Origin of the sequence: Delftia sp. GW456-R20 (assembly GCF_001622915.1) — a bacterium.
Classification (GTDB): Bacteria; Pseudomonadota; Gammaproteobacteria; order Burkholderiales; family Burkholderiaceae_C; genus Comamonas; species Comamonas acidovorans.
The window spans coordinates 3,521,494-3,538,355 of sequence record NZ_LWCN01000004.1 but is presented as its reverse complement, the minus strand read 5'-3'; the positions used below and the strand labels follow the sequence as shown (position 1 = coordinate 3,538,355).

17 protein-coding genes are annotated in these 16,862 nt (G+C 60.0%); 5 read left to right on the top strand and 12 right to left on the bottom strand.

Annotated features, from left to right (window positions below; translation table 11 throughout):
• Positions 1 to 152: 152 nt before the first annotated feature.
• From A4F85_RS21180 to motA, 4 genes are all read right to left on the bottom strand, one after another.
• Positions 153 to 767, bottom strand: a complete 615-nt coding sequence (locus tag A4F85_RS21180; RefSeq protein WP_012202533.1) for a protein phosphatase CheZ — start codon at positions 765 to 767, stop codon at positions 153 to 155.
• A 10-nt stretch (positions 768 to 777) separates the two neighbouring features.
• On the bottom strand, positions 778 to 1,164 hold the full coding sequence (gene cheY, locus A4F85_RS21175) for a chemotaxis response regulator CheY (protein WP_012202534.1): 387 nt from the start codon (positions 1,162 to 1,164) through the stop codon (positions 778 to 780).
• Positions 1,165 to 1,288: 124 nt separating this feature from the next.
• Entirely contained in the window at positions 1,289 to 2,326 is a 1,038-nt protein-coding gene (gene motB, locus A4F85_RS21170; RefSeq protein WP_063327644.1) for a flagellar motor protein MotB, read from the bottom strand.
• 24 nt (positions 2,327 to 2,350) lie between these two features.
• Entirely contained in the window at positions 2,351 to 3,211 is an 861-nt protein-coding gene (gene motA, locus A4F85_RS21165) for a flagellar motor stator protein MotA (protein WP_012202536.1), read from the bottom strand.
• Positions 3,212 to 3,436: 225 nt separating this feature from the next.
• Here motA and A4F85_RS21160 point away from each other — a divergent pair, with 225 nt between their 5' ends.
• The 3 genes from A4F85_RS21160 to A4F85_RS21150 all read left to right on the top strand — a co-directional run bounded on the left by A4F85_RS21160 (position 3,437) and on the right by A4F85_RS21150 (position 7,765).
• A complete protein-coding gene (locus A4F85_RS21160; RefSeq protein WP_231890587.1) occupies positions 3,437 to 4,594 on the top strand; it encodes a glycosyltransferase family 2 protein in 1,158 nt (385 codons plus the stop codon).
• 310 nt (positions 4,595 to 4,904) lie between these two features.
• Positions 4,905 to 6,557: an O-linked N-acetylglucosamine transferase, SPINDLY family protein gene (locus tag A4F85_RS21155; RefSeq protein WP_063327643.1), complete on the top strand. Its 1,653-nt coding sequence runs from the start codon at positions 4,905 to 4,907 to the stop codon at positions 6,555 to 6,557.
• Positions 6,554 to 7,765 carry a DegT/DnrJ/EryC1/StrS family aminotransferase gene (locus A4F85_RS21150; protein WP_063327642.1) on the top strand — a complete coding sequence of 404 codons (1,212 nt, stop codon included), beginning with the start codon at positions 6,554 to 6,556 and terminating at the stop codon, positions 7,763 to 7,765. Before A4F85_RS21155 ends, A4F85_RS21150 begins: the two co-directional genes overlap by 4 nt.
• 30 nt (positions 7,766 to 7,795) lie before the next feature.
• Here the strand turns inward: A4F85_RS21150 and A4F85_RS21145 are convergent, their stop codons facing one another.
• The 8 genes from A4F85_RS21145 to A4F85_RS21110 are packed head-to-tail and all read right to left on the bottom strand — an operon-like array spanning position 7,796 to position 14,232.
• Positions 7,796 to 9,016: an FkbM family methyltransferase gene (locus A4F85_RS21145; RefSeq protein ID WP_197485503.1), complete on the bottom strand. Its 1,221-nt coding sequence runs from the start codon at positions 9,014 to 9,016 to the stop codon at positions 7,796 to 7,798.
• A gap of 14 nt (positions 9,017 to 9,030) precedes the next feature.
• Positions 9,031 to 9,657: a UDP-3-O-(3-hydroxymyristoyl)glucosamine N-acyltransferase gene (locus tag A4F85_RS21140; protein ID WP_063327640.1), complete on the bottom strand. Its 627-nt coding sequence runs from the start codon at positions 9,655 to 9,657 to the stop codon at positions 9,031 to 9,033.
• Positions 9,647 to 10,786 carry an aromatic ring-hydroxylating oxygenase subunit alpha gene (locus tag A4F85_RS21135; protein WP_063327639.1) on the bottom strand — a complete coding sequence of 380 codons (1,140 nt, stop codon included), beginning with the start codon at positions 10,784 to 10,786 and terminating at the stop codon, positions 9,647 to 9,649. Before A4F85_RS21135 ends, A4F85_RS21140 begins: the two co-directional genes overlap by 11 nt.
• A gap of 27 nt (positions 10,787 to 10,813) precedes the next feature.
• On the bottom strand, positions 10,814 to 11,455 hold the full coding sequence (locus tag A4F85_RS21130; RefSeq protein WP_063327638.1) for an acetyltransferase: 642 nt from the start codon (positions 11,453 to 11,455) through the stop codon (positions 10,814 to 10,816).
• Entirely contained in the window at positions 11,455 to 12,165 is a 711-nt protein-coding gene (locus A4F85_RS21125; RefSeq protein ID WP_231890621.1) for an SDR family NAD(P)-dependent oxidoreductase, read from the bottom strand. Before A4F85_RS21125 ends, A4F85_RS21130 begins: the two co-directional genes overlap by 1 nt.
• A gap of 26 nt (positions 12,166 to 12,191) precedes the next feature.
• Positions 12,192 to 12,953, bottom strand: a complete 762-nt coding sequence (locus A4F85_RS21120) for an SDR family NAD(P)-dependent oxidoreductase (RefSeq protein ID WP_063327637.1) — start codon at positions 12,951 to 12,953, stop codon at positions 12,192 to 12,194.
• A complete protein-coding gene (locus A4F85_RS21115) occupies positions 12,950 to 14,002 on the bottom strand; it encodes a ketoacyl-ACP synthase III (RefSeq protein ID WP_043822576.1) in 1,053 nt (350 codons plus the stop codon). Before A4F85_RS21115 ends, A4F85_RS21120 begins: the two co-directional genes overlap by 4 nt.
• 5 nt (positions 14,003 to 14,007) lie before the next feature.
• The gene (locus A4F85_RS21110) at positions 14,008 to 14,232 is read right to left on the bottom strand and encodes an acyl carrier protein (RefSeq protein WP_063327636.1); all 225 of its coding nucleotides are present in this window, start codon (positions 14,230 to 14,232) and stop codon (positions 14,008 to 14,010) included.
• 498 nt (positions 14,233 to 14,730) lie between these two features.
• On the opposite strand from A4F85_RS21110, the gene A4F85_RS21105 reads away from it, so the two are divergent.
• Complete coding sequence (locus A4F85_RS21105; RefSeq protein WP_063327635.1) at positions 14,731 to 15,582, top strand: flagellin domain-containing protein; 852 nt, start codon at positions 14,731 to 14,733, stop codon at positions 15,580 to 15,582.
• A gap of 287 nt (positions 15,583 to 15,869) precedes the next feature.
• Positions 15,870 to 16,757, top strand: a complete 888-nt coding sequence (locus A4F85_RS21100) for a flagellin domain-containing protein (RefSeq protein ID WP_063328049.1) — start codon at positions 15,870 to 15,872, stop codon at positions 16,755 to 16,757.
• Positions 16,758 to 16,862 lie beyond the last annotated feature (105 nt).

The window sequence follows — 16,862 nt, the reverse complement described above, 5'->3', positions numbered from 1 at the left end:
CTCAAGCGGCGCTTATGTGCTGTCTGCACAAGGGGAGGAACGGCCGCCGCATGGTGCAAGGGCGTCGCGAAGATGGCAGTCAGCCCCTTGCGCCCAAGCGAAAGAGGCTGCCGTGCAATGAGAGGGGAGGCGCCGGGCGCCCCCCGGGGTGATCAGAATCCCAGGCTGGCCAGGAGATCGTCCACCTGGGACTGCGAAGTCACCACGTCGGGCGTCTTCTCGGGATCGACCACGGGGCCGGCGAGGTGCTCCTTGGGCTTTTCCAGGGGCTCCAGCGCCGTCTGCTGCGGGTTGGGCGAGGTCTGGATGAGCAACTGCACCAGCTGGTCCTCCAGATCGGCGGCCAGCGAGACCACGCGGGCGATGACCTGGCCCGTGAGATCGTGGAAGTCCTGGGACATCATGATCTCGGTGAGGTGCTCGTCGGCCTGCTGCGTGCCCTGCTCGACTTCCTCCAGGAAGTTCATCACCCGGCCCTTGGCCACGGCCGCCACGGGGTCCTCGACCATCTGTGCCCGCATGGCGCGTACACGCTCGGCCAGCCGGTCCTGCTGGACCTTGGCCAATTCGACGCGGTTCAGAACCTTCTCGGCGGCTTCTCCGGTCAGCCGCGCGATGTAGGAAAGGCGGCTTTGCGCGTCCGGCAGCTCTCCCATGCTGCCGCGCAATCGGTCCGCATAGCCCAGCTCGTTGAGCGAGTCATGCAGCTGGCGCGTGAGAACGCCCACCTTGTAGTGGACGCTGTCGGGGACATCCGGGTTGCTCATGGCGCGTGCCCTACAGGCCCAGCTTTTTGAGGATCAGGTTGACTTTCTCTTCCAGCGTGGCCTTGGTGAAGGGCTTGACGATGTAGCCTGCCGCGCCGCCCTGGGCCGCTGCCACGATGTCCTCCTTGCGTGCCTCGGCCGTCACCATCAGCACGGGAAGGTGCTTGAGTTTGTCGTCCTGCTTGATTTCGGTGAGCAGCTGGAAGCCGTTCATGTTGGGCATGTTGATGTCCGTCACCACGAAATCAAACTTGCTGTTGCGCAGCTTGTGCAGTGCCACGACGCCGTCTTCGGCTTCATCGGCTTCGGGAAAGCCGCTCTCCTTGAGCAGATTGCGCACGATGCGCCGCATGGTGGAGAAGTCGTCAACGATCAAAAAACGCAGGGCATTAGCCACGTGAGGCCCTTTCGGTCGGTAGGTGCTCGGTACTGGTAAGAATCCGCCGCGATGGTAACAATATGAAACCTTCTTGGCGCAATGTGGGAATTTTCCTGCTTTTCGGCAGCATCGGGCGCAAACCTTAATTTGTTACACGATCAGGTGACGCGGGCGCAGACGGGGCAGCTGCAGGCGAGGTGGCGGCGGGCTGCGCAGCGGTCTCGCCGGTTGCGGATTCGGTGGTGGCCGCATTCGCCGTGCCGCCATTGCCGCCGGCCAATGAGGGCGGCAAGGCGTTGCGTGTCACAGGTCCGCGGTGGCCCAGCAGGCGCTTTTCAGCCTCCTGCGTGAGCACGGTGATGGTGATGCGCCGGTTCTGCGGGGCACGCGGATCATCGGGCAGCAGCAGGTCGCTGCTGGCCAGGCCCGTGATGCGGGCCAGCTGGTTCAGCGGCATGCCGGCCGCCACCAGCTCGCGGCGCGAGGCGTTGGCACGGTCGGAGGACAGCTCCCAGTTGCTGTAGCCGCGGTCGGCGTTACCGTAAGGGGCGGCATCGGTATGGCCGGACAGGCTGATGCGGTTTTCCGCGCCCGCCAGGGCCGCGCCCACTTCGCGCAGGATGTCGCGCATGTAGGGTTTGACCATGGCGCTGCCGCTGTCGAACATGGGGCGGTTTTGCTCGTCCACGATCTGGATCTGCAAGCCGTCGGGCGTCACGTCGGTGCGGATCTGCGAGCGGAATTCGTTGAGGCGCGCATTGCTGGTGATCATCGCGTCCACCTTGGCCTTGAGCGCCTTGATGCGGTTGGAATCCACCTGGGCCTGGTCAGCGCGGCCTGCATCTACGCTGGTGCGCCGGTTGGAGCTGTCCGCCGCCTCCGAACGCCGCACCTGGCCGTGCACCTTGGCCAGGTCGTTGCCGCCGCCGGGAATCACGCTGGAGCTGTTGCCCGCACCGTCGCCGCCGGCCATCGCCACCTTCAGCGGCGAGGAAAAATACGCCGCAATGCCCTGCAGCTCACCCTTGGCCGTGGAGCCCAGCAGCCACATCAGCAGGAAGAAGGCCATCATCGCGGTCACGAAGTCGGCATAGGCGATCTTCCAGGCACCGCCGTGGGGTGCATGCGCCGTCTTCTTGACGCGCTTGATGATGATCGGCTGTAACTTTTTCTCTGCCATGGCTTGACGCTGCTGGACGCAGGATTACTTCTTGCCCTTGACGTGGGTTTCCAGTTCAAGGAACCCGGGACGTTCGGTGGAGAACAGCACCTTGCGGCCGAACTCGATGGCCGTGGCGGGGTTGTAGCCCTGCATGCTGGCCAGCAAGGTGGTCTTGATGCACTCCAGTTCCTTGGCAGCATCCTGGGCGCGTTGCTCCACCAGGCCGGCCATGGGCTCCACCAGCGCATAGGCCAGCAAAATGCCCAGGAAGGTACCGACCAGGGCCGAGGCGATCATGCCGCCCAGCACGGAAGGCGGCTGGCCCACCGAGCCCATGGTGTTCACCACACCCAGCACGGCCGCAATGATCCCGAAGGCGGGCAGGGCGCCGGCCAGGCGGGTCAACGCATTGACCGGGGCATGCGCTTCGGCGTGATGCGCCTCGATCTCGCTGTCCATCAGCGACTCGATCTCATGGGAGTTGAGGTTGCCCGACACCATCATGCGCAGGTAGTCGGTCAGGAACTCCACCACATGGTGGTCGGCCAGCAGCTCGGGGTACTTGGTGAAGATGGGCGACTCGTTGGGTGCCTCCACATCGCTTTCGATGGACATCAGGCCCTCCTTGCGGGCCTTTTGCAGAATCTCGTACAGCAGGGCCATCAGCTCCATGAAGCGGGCCTTGGTGTAGCGCGAACTCTTCATCACGCCAGGGATGGCCTTGGCCGTGGCCTTGAGCACCTTGGGCTGGTTGCACACGATGAAGGCGCCGATGGCGCCGCCGCCGATGGTCACCATCTCGAAGGGCAGGGCCTTGAGAATGACCTGGACGTTGCCCCCGTGCAGCACATAGGTGCCGAAGATGCAACCGAAGGCGACGATGTATCCGATGATGACAAGCATGGGAGTGGATTGTGAGCGCGCGCGGTGACGGCGTTGGGCTGAAAAGTCGGGTGATTGCTTGTTAGATCGGCAGCTTGGGCCAGGGATGTAGGGTTCACCCGGTGAAGATGCGATCAGACGCATGCATGCTACATGCGCGCTTCGCAATGAAAGCTGGAGAATTCAGGTGTTCGTCGGTCAGATCGCAGCTTCGGCGCGGGCATCTGAGAAGACATTAGTGGGTACATGTCGATTTCGATGTCGATGCCCCTGCGCGATCGACGGGTCGGCCTGCTTGCAGGCCTGGAGGCAGCCAGCATTTGCCTGACTCCGACGTTCTTTTCCATTCATATGCCCCAGACTGCTCTTGTCATCATCGCGCGCGATGAAGAACGCTCAATAGCCCGCTGCATTGACAGCGTCAAAGACTTCGTGGATGAAGTCCTGGTGCTGGATACGGGCTCCGTGGACCGCACGATGGAGATCGCCCGCAGCTGCGGTGCGCAGGTGCATCGCTTTGAGTGGTGTGATGATTTCGCCGCTGCCCGCAACCGGGCCCTCGATCTGGCGGATGCGAACTGGAACCTGGTTCTCGACGCCGATGAATGGTTGGTTGAGGGCGGCGCGTGGTTGGCAGGGTTGCCGACGATGGAGCGCCAACTCGGAGTTGCCGACGTCCAGAGCCTGTACGAAATGGGCGTGACCGGCTCGGTGAGCCGTTCGCGGATTACCCGGCTTTTGCCACGGGGAGTGCGCTATCAGGGTGTCGTCCACGAACAACCCATGTCTGATCTGCCACGTGTGCTGGTGCCGCTGGTCATTCGGCATGACGGATATCTGCCTGAGCAGATGTCGCGCAAGCAGGGGAGAAACCAGCGCCTTCTTCTGCAGGAGTTGAGTAGAAATCCTCGTGATGCCTATATCAACTACCAACTGGGCGTGGACTTCGAACTGAATAGGGATCTCTCCAAAGCGTGCGCACACTATGGTGTGGCGATGGAGCAACTTGAAGTGTCGAGTGGCTATGAGCACGATCTGTGCGTCAGATACCTTTATTGCCTGGGGCAAGCGGGCCGCCATGAAGAGGGCTTGGCCCTGGCGCAGGCCCAGATGCCGAAATGGCAGGATTCGCCCGATTTCTTTTTCACTCTGGGCGGTGTCCTGCTGGATGCGGCCATTGCCAAACTTGATGGTCAGGTTGAGCACTGGCTTTCGATGGCTCAGGCTTCCTGGGAACGCTGCCTGGAGATCGGAGAGGTGGATGCGGGCCCGCATGGCGGGGTGGCGGGGCGGGGCAGCTATCTTGCGGCGCACAACCTGGCAGTGATGCATGAGCAGCTCGGAAATCTGGACGAGGCCCGGGCTCTGAGGCTGCGCCACCCGATGCCGGCTTCGGGTTCCTGAGATGAGAACTCGGCTCGACAGAGCGGGCGATCAAAAGCGTTAAGAGCTTGTGTCTTTCCGAAGCTCCAGCAGGTGCTTGCCTGTGGGGTCGTGGCTTAGCGGCTTGTGTGTCTCGGGGTGACCAACTGGGCGGTGTGATGTGTCTGGCCGGTTGCAGATGGTGTGGCAAAAGCTGCAACTACACCTGGAAACGGTGTCTGTTTGTGCGTTGCAACTAGGCTGCTTAACAGCGGATTGGTCGGCGGGCAAAAGTGGATAGTTGCCAAAGCTCCATCCTGCCGTGCCATAGCGCATTCTCTGGTCCATAGCCATGCCTTCTTCCGTACTCGCCGAAACTTCCTCGCCACCAGTCAGCATCCCTCAGGAGCTTGCGCGTGTCCGCGCCATGGTCGAGCAAATGCAGTTCATACAGGCGCTGGGTGCACTGTCGCAGCTGGTGGTCCAGGAGCCGCGTAACGCCCATGTGTGGCTGCACATAGGGTTTGTCTATGTGCGCATGGCCATCTGGCACAAGGCCGTTGATGCCCTGCAGGCGGCCCTGGAGATGGAGCCTCGTATGCCCGATGCGCAGCGCCTGCTGGCCCTTGCGCTGTTCAGCACGGGCCAGCGCGAGCAGGCCTGCGACCTCATTGACGAGGCCTGTCGGCACAAAAAGAACGATGGGCAGCATTGGATGATGCGTGCCTACATCCATTCGCACACCAGCAGCGATTCGGCGCGATCGCTGCAAGTGGCCGCTGATTGGGGCAGGCGCTTTTCTGATCCGCTGACGCGCAAGTCAGTGCCGCTGCCAGGGCGCGACCGCAACCCGCGCAAGCGTCTCAAGGTCGGATACGTGACGGCGGATTTTCGCGAGCACTCGGTGGCGTTCTTCATGCGTCCTGTGCTGGCCCACCATGATCCCGAGAACGTCGAAATCCATGTCTACTCCAGCGGCAAGCCCGATTGGGTGACTGCGCAGTTGCGCGCGTTGGTACCGAATTGGCGCGAGGTTGCCGATCTGACCGAGGTGCAATTGGTTGACCAGATACGTGCTGACGGCATCGACATCCTCGTGGACCTGTCGGGCTTTACCCTGGGCCACCGGATGGAGGTGTTCGCCCGGCGTGCGGCACCAGTGCAAGTGACCTGGCTTGGGTACATGCACACTCTGGGCATGAAGGCCATGGATTATCGTCTGGTGGATGCCGGCATCGCTCCCCCCAGCCATGCTCCTTACTATTCAGAGGCACTGTTCCAACTGAGTTGCATGGCCAGCTATGCGCCACCTGAGTACTCGCCCTTGTGTGAGGAGCCGCCCATGCTGCGCAACGGCTATCCCACGCTGATATCGCTCAATAGTTCATCCAAGATTACAGACCAGATGTTGTCCGTTTGGGCGCGCATACTGAACGAGCGCCAGGACGCACGGCTGATCATCATGGTCAAGGAGCAGGAGCCTGAGGCCGCCCAGATCCATATGCTGCCACGCGTGCAAAACGCTGGCATGCCGTTGGATCGTGTCTCGGTGCTGCATCAGCAACCACTGGACCGCTTCATGGAACTGGGGCATATCGCCGATGTGGCGCTGGATACATCACCTGTTTCCGGTGGCACCACTACGTTGCACGCCCTGTGGATGGGGCTGACCATCGTGGCACTGGATGCCGAGCGGGGTGTTGACGCCTCGACAGCACGAACCCTTGTCGGCCTGGGCTTCGGTGGAGAGGTCACCAATAACGAGCAGGAATATGTGCAGGCCGCATTGCAGCTGATGAACGATCCCGAGCGTCTGCGCCAACAGCGACTGACCGCGCGCGCCAGCATGGAGGCCAGCGTGCTGATGAACTATCCCGAGCGGACGGCCGAGCTGGAGAAGGCCTTCCGTCTGATGTGGCTCAACTGGCTGAACGGTGATCGCCGCAATTTGAGTGCGGCCGTTGATCTGGACGCCCTGCTGGCCGAAGCGGACGCTGTCGCATGAACCTCAATCGACCCACGAACATGGATCCCATTCCGCTCCTGGTGCCCGACATGCCTGCGCCGCAGGCCTTGTTGCCTTGGTTGGAGCGCATGCATGCGGCGCGGCACTATTCCAACTTTGGCCCGTTGGTACAGGAGTTGGAGGCGGCGTTCGCTCATCGATTTGCTGTGCCCAGTGATGCTCTGACAACGGTGGCGAATGCCACGCTGGGGCTGGAGCTGGTGCTGCAGGCGCTGGATCTGCCCCGCGGCTCACGTGTGCTGGTCCCGTCCTTGACTTTTGTGGCCACTGCCACTGCGGTGATCCGTGCAGGCCACGTGCCCGTGATCGGTGATGTGGATCCTGCCAGCTGGATGCTGACCCCTGCCATTGCATACGCGGCCTGCAAGCAGATGCGCATCGATGCGGTGTTGCCCGTCGCCACTTTTGGTATGCCCTATGACATGCAGGCATGGCAGCAGTTTGAATTGGACACCGGATTGCCCGTAGTCATCGATGCAGCTGCTGCCTATGGAAGCCAGTGGTTGCAAGGCGCGCAGGGCACCTTGGTCTTCAGTCTGCACACCACCAAAAGCCTGCCGGCCGGCGAAGGCGGGCTCATCGTTTCCACACGCCCAGGCTTGGCTGCCAGGGTGCGTCAACTCTCCAACTTCGGCATCAATCTGGACCCCGCTGCAGGATTGCCAATCGGTTCGCTGGCTTCCATGGGCAGCAATGCCAAGATGAGCGAATACCATGCAGCAATCGGCTTGGCGTCGCTGCAAGTCTGGGAGGCGCACGCAGGGCAAAGGCGTGAGCTGCAGGCGGAACTGATCTCTGCCTTGAACAACGTCAGCGGCCACCGCCTGTCCTGGCAGGCACAGGGTAGCGGTGGTCCCTTGGCCGCGCCTTCCTTGCTGTGCGTTCGCCTGCAAAGCGGGGCGGCGCGCGCAGCACTGGAGGCTGCATGCCAGGCGGATCGCATCACAACCCGCCGCTGGTATCAGCCGCTGCTGCAGCAGATGCCGGTGCTGGAGTCTCAGTGTCTGCGGCTGGAAATACGCCATGCAGGCCCGTTGGCAGAGACGCTGCTGGGCTTGCCGTTCTTTCTGGGCATGACTCGGGATCAACGCCAGCGTCTGTGCGACGTGGTGGCTAAGAGCCTGCCTGGAGAGTGTCCCAGGTCCGAGCCAGCCGGGGCTGGCGCCCATCTCAGCCACGCGGGCTGATTCAATCGGCGCCTATATGCTCCGCGCCGATCATTGATAGAAGTACAGGCAGGTGTCCCAGCGGAAATGGCCGTGGTGGCGCAGTCCTATCTTGTATCCGGGCTGCTGCTGCATGACATAGTCCGTGATCTCCAGCAGATCGGATGTCCGGTGGTAGGCGGAGATGGCCAGCTTGGGCGCATGGTTCTTCAGTGATTGGCGAGCACCCTTGAGGGCAGACAGCTCTGCGCCTTCCACATCCATCTTGATGAAGCTGGGCGCATCGTCAACGATTTCATCTATGGGGCGCACATCGATCATGTCCTCCTCGCTGCACGCCACATCGGCCGTGTGGATGGAGCTGCCATAGCCGCCTTCGTGCTTGAAGGCGACCCTGCATGGAGCTTCGCCCACGCCGCAGCCGTGGATGCTGATTTTCGAGGCCAGAGGCGTGCCTGCGTAACGGCGGCGCAAATCCTGCAGTTTATGGATATTGAAGCGGTCTGGCTCGACCAGCCAGCTATGGGCGAAATCTCCGTCGGTGGCCTCGGCAAGACCCATGAACGCTTCACCTGCAGAAGCTCCGCAGTCAACCATCTTTTCCGATTTTCCAAAACTCAACAGGCCAGACCTGAAATAAAGGGCTGAATAGGGGCGCTCGATTTCATAGTAGTAGCTTGGATCGCAGGTAAGTCGGTAATTCAGGACCGAATAAAGTGTTTGTACTGAATAATCATCCGCCAGGCGTTGGGCCAGTTTCTGGTATCTCTCGACGTTGTCTGCGATATATGGGCCCCAGTCTTCGATTCGGAAATCGAGCAGGCTGCTAATACCAAATGCTCTGACGAATTGCTCAAAACTCATGTGCGAAATTCCATTGGTGCGGCACACATGGTTGAAGAAGAACTTGGGCTTGTCGTAGCCGCAGGTGTTGATCGCCACCACATCATGCTGCCCGCGGACTTTGGAAACAAAGGCTTCGGTGGAGATCAGCGGAGTGCCATGAAGGTTGGACTCCTTCTGGCAGAGAAAATCGTCCACTACGGCCTCGACAATGAAATTTCCCTCTCGAGCGATAGCGATGATATGTTCAGAAAATCCCTTGCTGCCCAAGAGAAAGAGTCGCACGGATGGAGCATGCTTGGCAACGATGTCGCAGAGATCCTGGGGAATGCCAAAGAATGGGTTATTTCGCAGTGCTGCCGCTGATTCGAGAAATTGCATCTCCATTTCATGAGTGCGGTGATCTGAATGGATTTGATTTTTTTTCATGATGCGGTGCTTGCCTATGTGCCTGGGTAAACGTATATCGGCTCGTCATATCTCAGATCGAAAACCGTTTTGCTAGGAATGTCTTCATGATAAAGACGGGGCCAACCCAACTCACAGCCATCTCCCACTGTGGTTCCTTTCTTGATCATTGCCCCCATGCGTAAAATGCCATGTGCACCGATTTCTACGTTATCGCCCACTTGCACGCCGCTTTCAATCCAGCAGGACGCGTTTATCGTGCTGTGGATGCCAATCTGGACGCTGTTGTGGATGACGGTATTGAAGCCTATTCGGCTGCCATGGCCGATGCAGGCATGGTGGCCGATGAAACTGTTGGGGCCGATGGCAACATCGGTGGCCACGTTGGCCATAGGACTGATGAACGGCTCCAGGTTCAGACCATGATCAATGGCTGCCTGCATCAACTCCAAGCGCTTAAAGTTGCCAAAGCGCTCGTTGAACGCAATGAAGGCACTACCTTTAGCAGGGTCTAGAGTATCGAGCACGGAGCAATCGAAGGCGTAGTCTGCATTTTGCCGGACCTCGACCCGTTTAATCAGCTCATCGGGGCGGAATTGCTTCCAGGCATGAAAAGCGGTATCTAAAAAGTCACCGCAGCCGACGATCCATCTATATTTCATGGTCTGTCTCCATCAGGGTGGTGTACCAACGCTCGATATGACGATTGGCATACTCGTAAGCGCCCTGGGTGGGAAGGGGCGCTTTTTCATGCAAGACGGCCTGTACTGCTTCAAGAATAGCAATATCTTCTCCAACGACTTGCTTGCTGTAGTGCATTTGGGACAAAAGCACCTGCGCCGAATCGGCGTACGACACCTTTTTTCGGGCCGCAATGAAGAAAATCTCGACATCGGTCTCGCCCGGGGACACAGGCACGTGGTGTTCAATAGTGAAAGAGTAGCCCCCATTTCCGCTCGCTATGTGCAGATTGGGGTAGCTCAGCCAGTTGAAATAGGCATCGGTATCGCCCCAGCGCTCCACCTTGTCCAGCCAGGGAACCCAGCGAATGGGTTCGATCGTCCCTTCCGCTCCTCCATAGCTAAATGTGCGCATATTCTTTCGCAGGCCGATTGGAGAGCAGTCCAGCTCCATCTGCTCCATGGACGCACCGTCTTTTGTGGAAAATGGAAAGCTGGCAACTTTGGCCAGACTCTTGCCATGGAGGTATTTCACATGGTTGGCGTCGCGCAGATTCTCATAGACAAGCTTCCAATTGAATTTGGCATGCCAAGTGGTCATCATGACTTCGCTGTCATAGGATTCGGCACTGCTTTGCAGTAGTTCGATGAATTGGGCAGAGAACTGCTCCTCGAACTTCATGGGGTCGGATGACAGATTGATGAACAGCAGGCCGCCAATCTGCCTGAGAGAAAATTCCCGTAATTTCAGGGATTTTTTTTCGCAGGCATCGAGTCGATAGATTGCATCGCAATCCGGGATATTCTTCACCTGACCTTGGCTGTCATAGCTCCAGGCGTGATAGGCGCAAACCAACGGACGTGTGCCCATGAAACCTTGCTGCAACGGTGCGCTGCGATGCAGGCAGATGTTCTCGAAAGCGCGCAACTCTCCGTTGAAATTCTGAATGACTACGGGAATGCCCGCGATCTTGCGTGTGATGAAAGAATGGTTCTTGGGTAACAGTGAGGCAAGGCCTGCGAACAGCCACACCTTGCGAAAGATCTTTTGCTGTTCGCGCTCGAAGATTTCCTGAGACAAATAATATTTTGGGTGCATGCGCGAGCGCATAAGAGATTTCCTGTCGGCTTCGGGTTTTTAGAAGATCACGCGTGCAGGATTGCCGAACACGGTGGAGCCGGCGGGCACGTTCTTGAGCACTACAGAACCGGCGCCCACGGTCGCGCCTTCGCCAACTTTGACGCCCGGCGTGATCGTGGCGTGCGGATGCACGATGGCATAGTCGCCGATTTGTGCACCTCCCCCGATGAAGGTCATGGCGCCTATCTGCGCATAGTTGCCGATATGCACGTCATGACCTATGACGGTGCCGCTGTGGATGTTGGCAAAGTCGCCGATGTGGACATCAGGGCTGACTTGCACGCGTGGCGCCCAGAAGCAGCCTGTTCCAAGATGCACGCGCACGCTCATGTAGCCTACGGTGTTGTAAGGGGTGCGTACGTGCATGAATTCACCCCCTTTATCCAGTATGGGCTGGGAAAACTGCTGGCGTGGGCGTGGCAGGCCGATGGCGCAGACGAATGCTTCGTCCGGCTGCGGCATATGGGTCAGGGGGCTTCCGACGATGGTCACGCCGCAGTCAATGCCGTTGAGCATGTGGGGCCGTGTATCCAGAAAGCCGGCGATCTTCCAGTCCTGGCCATGCTCGACCGCATCACACATCTGGACAAGGACTTCCCGGCCCCAGCCACCAGCACCAATGATGTAGACCCTTTTCATCAGTGCGCTGCTCCGCCATCCAGGATCAGGCTGGTTCCTGTCACCCACCGGCTGGCATCGGACAGCAGGTAGATGGCTGCATGGGCAACGTCATCGGGCGTGCCATGGCCCAGCGGATGGAGAGCCTTGTCTGCCACCAGGATCTGCTGGCCCGACTCGGCAGGCGGCGTGCCAATGACTGCGGGTGAGATGCCGTTGACGCGGATTTTCTGAGAAGCCTGTTCCAGTGCGAGGCATTTGATGAGACCCCACAGCCCGGCCTTCATGGCTGCATAAGGGCCTAGCCGTTCCATGCCGCTGTGCGCAGCGGTGGATAGCATGAAGACGATGGAGCCTTTTTGCGCCACGGCGCCGACCTGCAGCAGGTGCTGGGTGAGCATCACAGGAGCCAGGAAATTGATCTGGTACATGCGCGTCATGAGTTCTTCGGTCAGTGCATTGACAGGGGTTGCCTGATGCAGTCCTGCGCAGTGCAGCAGACCATGGATGCCAATGCTGGCCTGGACCACGCGGTCCCGGTCCTTGGGCAGGGTCAGGTCAGCCGTGATCTGCACATGGCCTTCGCCTTGCAGAGCTTCATGGCATTGCCTCAGCCTGTCCGCATCACGCCCGGTGATCACCAAGCGAGCACCTCTTCGCGCCAGTGTGATAGCGATGTGCCTGCCCAGGCCTGAAGAGGCACCTGTGACCAGCACTGTCTTTCCTTGCATGGAAAAGGGAGAGATGGCCGCGCTGCTCATGCGTAGATGTCCATTGAGGTACTCAGTCCTCCGTCCAGGATGAAGTAGTTGCCGGTGATCCAGCGGCTGGCATCTGCGAGATGGAAGGCCGCGGCATAGGCTATATCCTGAGGATCGCCCAGGCCCAACGGTGTCTGCTCAATCAGGCGCTCCATCTGGGCACCGCCTTGGCTCAGTCCGTTCAGCATGGGGGTGCGAACGTAACCTGGTGCGATGCAGTTGGCACGTATGCCATGCTTGGCGACTTCGATGGTCAGTGAACGCATGGCTCCCAGCAGGGCCGATTTGCTTGCGGCATAGGCTGCTGTGGCCTGGGCCCCGCTGTGTGATGCCAGGGCAGAAATGAACACGATGGAGCCGCCGGCCACCACACGCTTTTTGCCCAGTAGCTCCTTGGTCAGCATCATCGGAGCATAGGTATTGTGTTCAAACATCTCGCTCAGATGCGCCTGGCTGATCATGCGAAAAGGCACCAGCCTGGAAATGCCGGCAGCATGCACCAGACCGTTGATCACGCCAGTTTGCTCGACCAGCCGAGCCAGATCGACAGGTTGTGCAAGATCAGCAATCACCGCCAAGTGGCCGCTGCCGGGCAGTTCATCGGCTGTGGCTTGCAGGCGTTGCGGGTCCCGTCCGGTGATGATCAGTTGCGCTCCCATGTCGGCGCAACTCAGCGCGACCTGCCGGCCTATGCCCGAAGACGCCCCCGTGACCAGAATGCGTTTCCCCGCCAGGGAGAACGGATCCTGATCCATCATGCCTCGACCAGTGCAGGAAAGCAGGCAGATTCCACTTCCACAATGGCTCCGCCCCAGGAAAGACCCACACCGAAACCGCACAGCAACAGCCGCTTTTTTCCCTCGGCCAGCGCATCGCGCAGGCGCGTGGTCATGGTGACCGGCAATGAAGCACCGCTGGTATTGCCGAACTCCTGCAGGGATGACGGCACTTTCTCGGCGGGCAGGCCGAGCTTCTTGCGTATCGTCTCGTTGATCATGCGGTTGGCCTGGTGAAAGATGAAGTAGTCCACCTCTTCCTTGTTCCTGCCGGAGTACTGCATCAGGCGCTCGACCATGGGCGGGACGCGCTGTGTGGAAAAACTCAGCACGGCAGGGCCGTCGAGCACCAGGTCCAGGTTGGAGTACCAGAAGCCATCTTCACCCTTGCGCGCAATCGCATGTTCGAGTTCAAAGGGCTGGCGATGCCCGCCTACCGGGACCATGATGGCCTTGTGTCCGCTGCCATCGCTGTTCAGGTCGAAATGCATGGGGGGTGCTCCGGGCTGGTATTCCAGCGCTGTCGCCGTGGCGGCATCGGAGAACAGCGGGTCCTTGAGCGAGTCCCTGTGCTTGTAGCTGGACCGGTCTCCCAGCAGGATCAAGCCCTTCTTGACGACGCCCGAGGCCACCATGGAGCCCAGGATCTGCACCGCGAACGGATAGCCGGAGCAACCCAGGTTGACATCAAAGGCCACGGTGCCGTGCGGCAGTCCCAGGCGGTCCTGCAAGATGATGGCCGTGGCCGGGGTCAGGTAGTCCGGCGACTGGGTGACCACGATCAGTGCATCAACCTCTTCGCGGGCCCATTGCAGCTCGGTGAGCAGCTTTTCGGCTGCATCGAACGCCAGGTCCGAAAAGCACTGCCAACTCGGACAGACCCTGCGCGTCAGTATGCCGATGTTGCGCACCAGGCGCTCACGTTCTGAACGCAGATGGGGGGGGACGTCGTTGATGTTGTGTACGACTTGCCGTGGCACGCAGCTGGCCATGCCCGCGAATCGCACGTTGTGCAGGGTGGACAGCGTCATGTCGTTCAGCCCAGCAGTTGGTAGAGGTCGTTGATGGTCGCGCAGTTCTTGAGATCGTCGCCCGTGATGGTTTTGCCGAAATCGACGTCGAACATGACGATCACGCCCAGTGCGGCCAGCGAGTCCCATTCGGGCAGGCGCTTGAGTTCGGTCTCTGGCGTCACTTCCACGACCTCCTGGAAGTCCACGGCGGTCAGAAAGCTTTCGATGAATTGTTCAATGGAGGGCATGGACGGTGTTCCTAGTGAAAAACATCGTGCCCGGGCTTGGCCGCCAAGTCGCTTGGGCGGCTGGGTGGGCTTCGCCCATGCAGGCACGAAATACGACGGATTCTGGCAGAGCCGCTCGGGCGCGAACGATGGAACTGGACAGGAAAGTGCGGTTTGTTTTGTGTACTGCCGCAGGTGCCGTGCTTCTCGGGCATCCGTGCCTGGCCGCAGGCCCCAGGAGTTGGTGCGGGCGCATCTATATCTTGTATGGCGGTTCGGGAGGGGTCGTCTGGGCAAAGTGTCAGGCTGGCATCAAAAAATCTTTGCAACGCCCCTAAAGTTCGCCGGGGCAGCTCCGAAAACCAACTCAGCAGAGGGACAAAAAGTCCTGAGCCCACCAAAAGCCGTTGCAAATCAATGTGAAAACGGCCGATGGTTGGATTGGGCCGCCGCCGCCCGCCTTGCGATAAGCGAGGGCACCGTGGCGGCGACGTATTGATTTCACTAGGAGCTGTCACCATGGCCATGACCATCAACACCAACATGCAATCGCTGAACGCCCAACGCAACCTGGGTGCTTCGCAAAGCTCGCTGTCCACCACCATGCAGCGCCTGTCTTCCGGCCTGCGCGTCAACAGCGCCAAGGATGACGCCGCCGGCCTGGCCATCGCTGAACGCATGAACGCCCAAGTCCGCGGCATGAACGTGGCTGTGCGCAACGCCAACGACGGCATCTCCCTGTCGCAGACCGCAGAAGGCGCGCTGGGCAAGATCGGTGAGAACCTGCAGCGTATGCGTGAACTGGCAGTCCAGGCAGCCAACGACACCAACGGCACGGCCGACCGCGGCTCGATGGACAAGGAATTCAAGCAGCTGGCCGAAGAAAACGCCCGCGTGATCAAGAACACCAAGTTCAACGGCCAGGAGCTGCTGACAGGTTCGGGTGGCAATTCCGGCACATTCCAGTTCCAGATCGGCTCCAACACGGCAAGCGATAACCAGATCTCCATCACTACTTCGGATCTTGCCTCTGCCATGGGCGATGTGGCTCAGGGTACAGGCGCTAATGCAACCCTGGGTTCCACGGCTGCCACGGCCCTGGCGGCAGTCACCGCCCTGGACGATGCCATCGATGCCGTCAACGGCAAGCGCGCTGACTTCGGTGCTTCGCAGAACCGTTTCGATGCAGTGATCTCCAACCTGCAGGTGGCGTCCGAAAACACCGCGTCGGCACGCAGCCGCATCACCGATGCCGACTTTGCATCGGAAACAGCCAACCTGAGCCGTGCGCAGATCCTGCAGCAGGCAGGTACAGCGATGGTGGCCCAGGCCAACCAACTGCCCCAAGGCGTTCTGGCCCTGCTGCGCTGATAGTGCGAGTCCGGCGGCCTTCCCAAGCAGGAGGCGGCCGGAATTCTCCAAGCCCCAGGCATCTGCCTGGGGTTTTTTTATGGGCGAAAGGGTTGGCCAAGAGGGTGTTCGAAGGGTGAATTGGCGCCGGATCATGGGCTTTATCGGCGCTTTGGTGAGGGGGCTTTTCCGCACAATCGTCTACATCAGATAGGCAGGGCTGGAAGTTCTGGCGTGCTGTCTGGCGTTCTGGCGGCTTGGGGTCGTCGAACGGTTGGCTATTGTTCATGCCTAACGAGGAGCTGCCCATGGCATCCATCATCAACACCAATCTTGTTTCGCTTAACGCCCAGCGCAATCTCAGCACGTCCCAGTCGTCGCTGAGCACGACCATGCAGCGCCTGTCTTCGGGTCTGCGTGTCAACAGTGCAAAGGACGACGCGGCGGGTCTGGCCATCGCCGAGCGCATGAACGCTCAGGTACGCGGCATGAATGTGGCCATGCGCAATGCCAACGACGGCATTTCCATGGCGCAGACGGCCGAAGGCGCGCTGGGCAAGATCGGCGATAGTCTGCAACGCATGCGCGAACTCGCTGTTCAAGCTGCCAACGACACCAACGGTTCCACGGACCGTGACTCGTTGAACAAAGAGTTCCAGCAGCTGGCGCAGGAAATTGCACGTATCGTTGGAAGCACAAGCTTCAACGGTCGTCCTCTTCTGAACAGCTCCAGTCCGACAGTCTTCCAAGTGGGCGCCAACACTGGTGCCGACAATCAGATCACGATTTCCGCAGTGGATTTGACAGGCTCCGCTCCAGGTGGATTGGATATCAATACAGGAACGACGCCGCCTTCGTTGAATGGGTCCCTGGGTTCTTTGCTCGGTTCGGGCGGCACTCCTGCTGGCACTGCTGGCGACGCACGCCTTTCGATGGCCGCGATCGATGCGGCGTTGGACGAAATCAACAATACACGCGCCACTTTTGGTGCTGCCCAGAATCGCTTTGAGGCTGTGATCTCGAACCTGCAGGTGGCGGCCGAAAATACATCGGCGGCACGATCGCGCATCATGGATGCCGACTTCGCGGCCGAAACCGCCAACCTGAGCCGCACGCAGATCCTGCAGCAGGCCGGTACAGCGATGGTGGCCCAGGCCAACCAGCTGCCCCAGTCGGTGCTCAAGCTGATCCAGTAAGAGGGAGCCCGCGGGGCTTTTGAGCCTGGCTGCGCGGCGCGCGGCCACGAAAAGCCTCAGGTTCCAGAACAACCGGTCGATAAGATACCGGGGAATGCCCTCGGG

What these genes read in the sequence shown, in the direction of transcription:
- A4F85_RS21120 (WP_063327637.1), bottom strand. Translation starts at nt 12,953, where the DNA reads ATGATGGATCAGGATCCGTTCTCCCTGGCGGGGAAACGCATTCTGGTC.
- A4F85_RS21180 (WP_012202533.1), bottom strand. Translation starts at nt 767, where the DNA reads ATGAGCAACCCGGATGTCCCCGACAGCGTCCACTACAAGGTGGGCGTT.
- A4F85_RS21155 (WP_063327643.1), top strand. Translation starts at nt 4,905, where the DNA reads ATGCCTTCTTCCGTACTCGCCGAAACTTCCTCGCCACCAGTCAGCATC.
- A4F85_RS21105 (WP_063327635.1), top strand. Translation starts at nt 14,731, where the DNA reads ATGGCCATGACCATCAACACCAACATGCAATCGCTGAACGCCCAACGC.
- A4F85_RS21125 (WP_231890621.1), bottom strand. Translation starts at nt 12,165, where the DNA reads ATGCAAGGAAAGACAGTGCTGGTCACAGGTGCCTCTTCAGGCCTGGGC.
- A4F85_RS21160 (WP_231890587.1), top strand. Translation starts at nt 3,437, where the DNA reads ATGTCGATTTCGATGTCGATGCCCCTGCGCGATCGACGGGTCGGCCTG.
- A4F85_RS21135 (WP_063327639.1), bottom strand. Translation starts at nt 10,786, where the DNA reads ATGCGCTCGCGCATGCACCCAAAATATTATTTGTCTCAGGAAATCTTC.
- A4F85_RS21100 (WP_063328049.1), top strand. Translation starts at nt 15,870, where the DNA reads ATGGCATCCATCATCAACACCAATCTTGTTTCGCTTAACGCCCAGCGC.
- motB (WP_063327644.1), bottom strand. Translation starts at nt 2,326, where the DNA reads ATGGCAGAGAAAAAGTTACAGCCGATCATCATCAAGCGCGTCAAGAAG.
- A4F85_RS21140 (WP_063327640.1), bottom strand. Translation starts at nt 9,657, where the DNA reads ATGAAATATAGATGGATCGTCGGCTGCGGTGACTTTTTAGATACCGCT.
- motA (WP_012202536.1), bottom strand. Translation starts at nt 3,211, where the DNA reads ATGCTTGTCATCATCGGATACATCGTCGCCTTCGGTTGCATCTTCGGC.
- A4F85_RS21110 (WP_063327636.1), bottom strand. Translation starts at nt 14,232, where the DNA reads ATGCCCTCCATTGAACAATTCATCGAAAGCTTTCTGACCGCCGTGGAC.
- A4F85_RS21130 (WP_063327638.1), bottom strand. Translation starts at nt 11,455, where the DNA reads ATGAAAAGGGTCTACATCATTGGTGCTGGTGGCTGGGGCCGGGAAGTC.
- A4F85_RS21150 (WP_063327642.1), top strand. Translation starts at nt 6,554, where the DNA reads ATGAACCTCAATCGACCCACGAACATGGATCCCATTCCGCTCCTGGTG.
- A4F85_RS21115 (WP_043822576.1), bottom strand. Translation starts at nt 14,002, where the DNA reads ATGACGCTGTCCACCCTGCACAACGTGCGATTCGCGGGCATGGCCAGC.
- A4F85_RS21145 (WP_197485503.1), bottom strand. Translation starts at nt 9,016, where the DNA reads ATGAAAAAAAATCAAATCCATTCAGATCACCGCACTCATGAAATGGAG.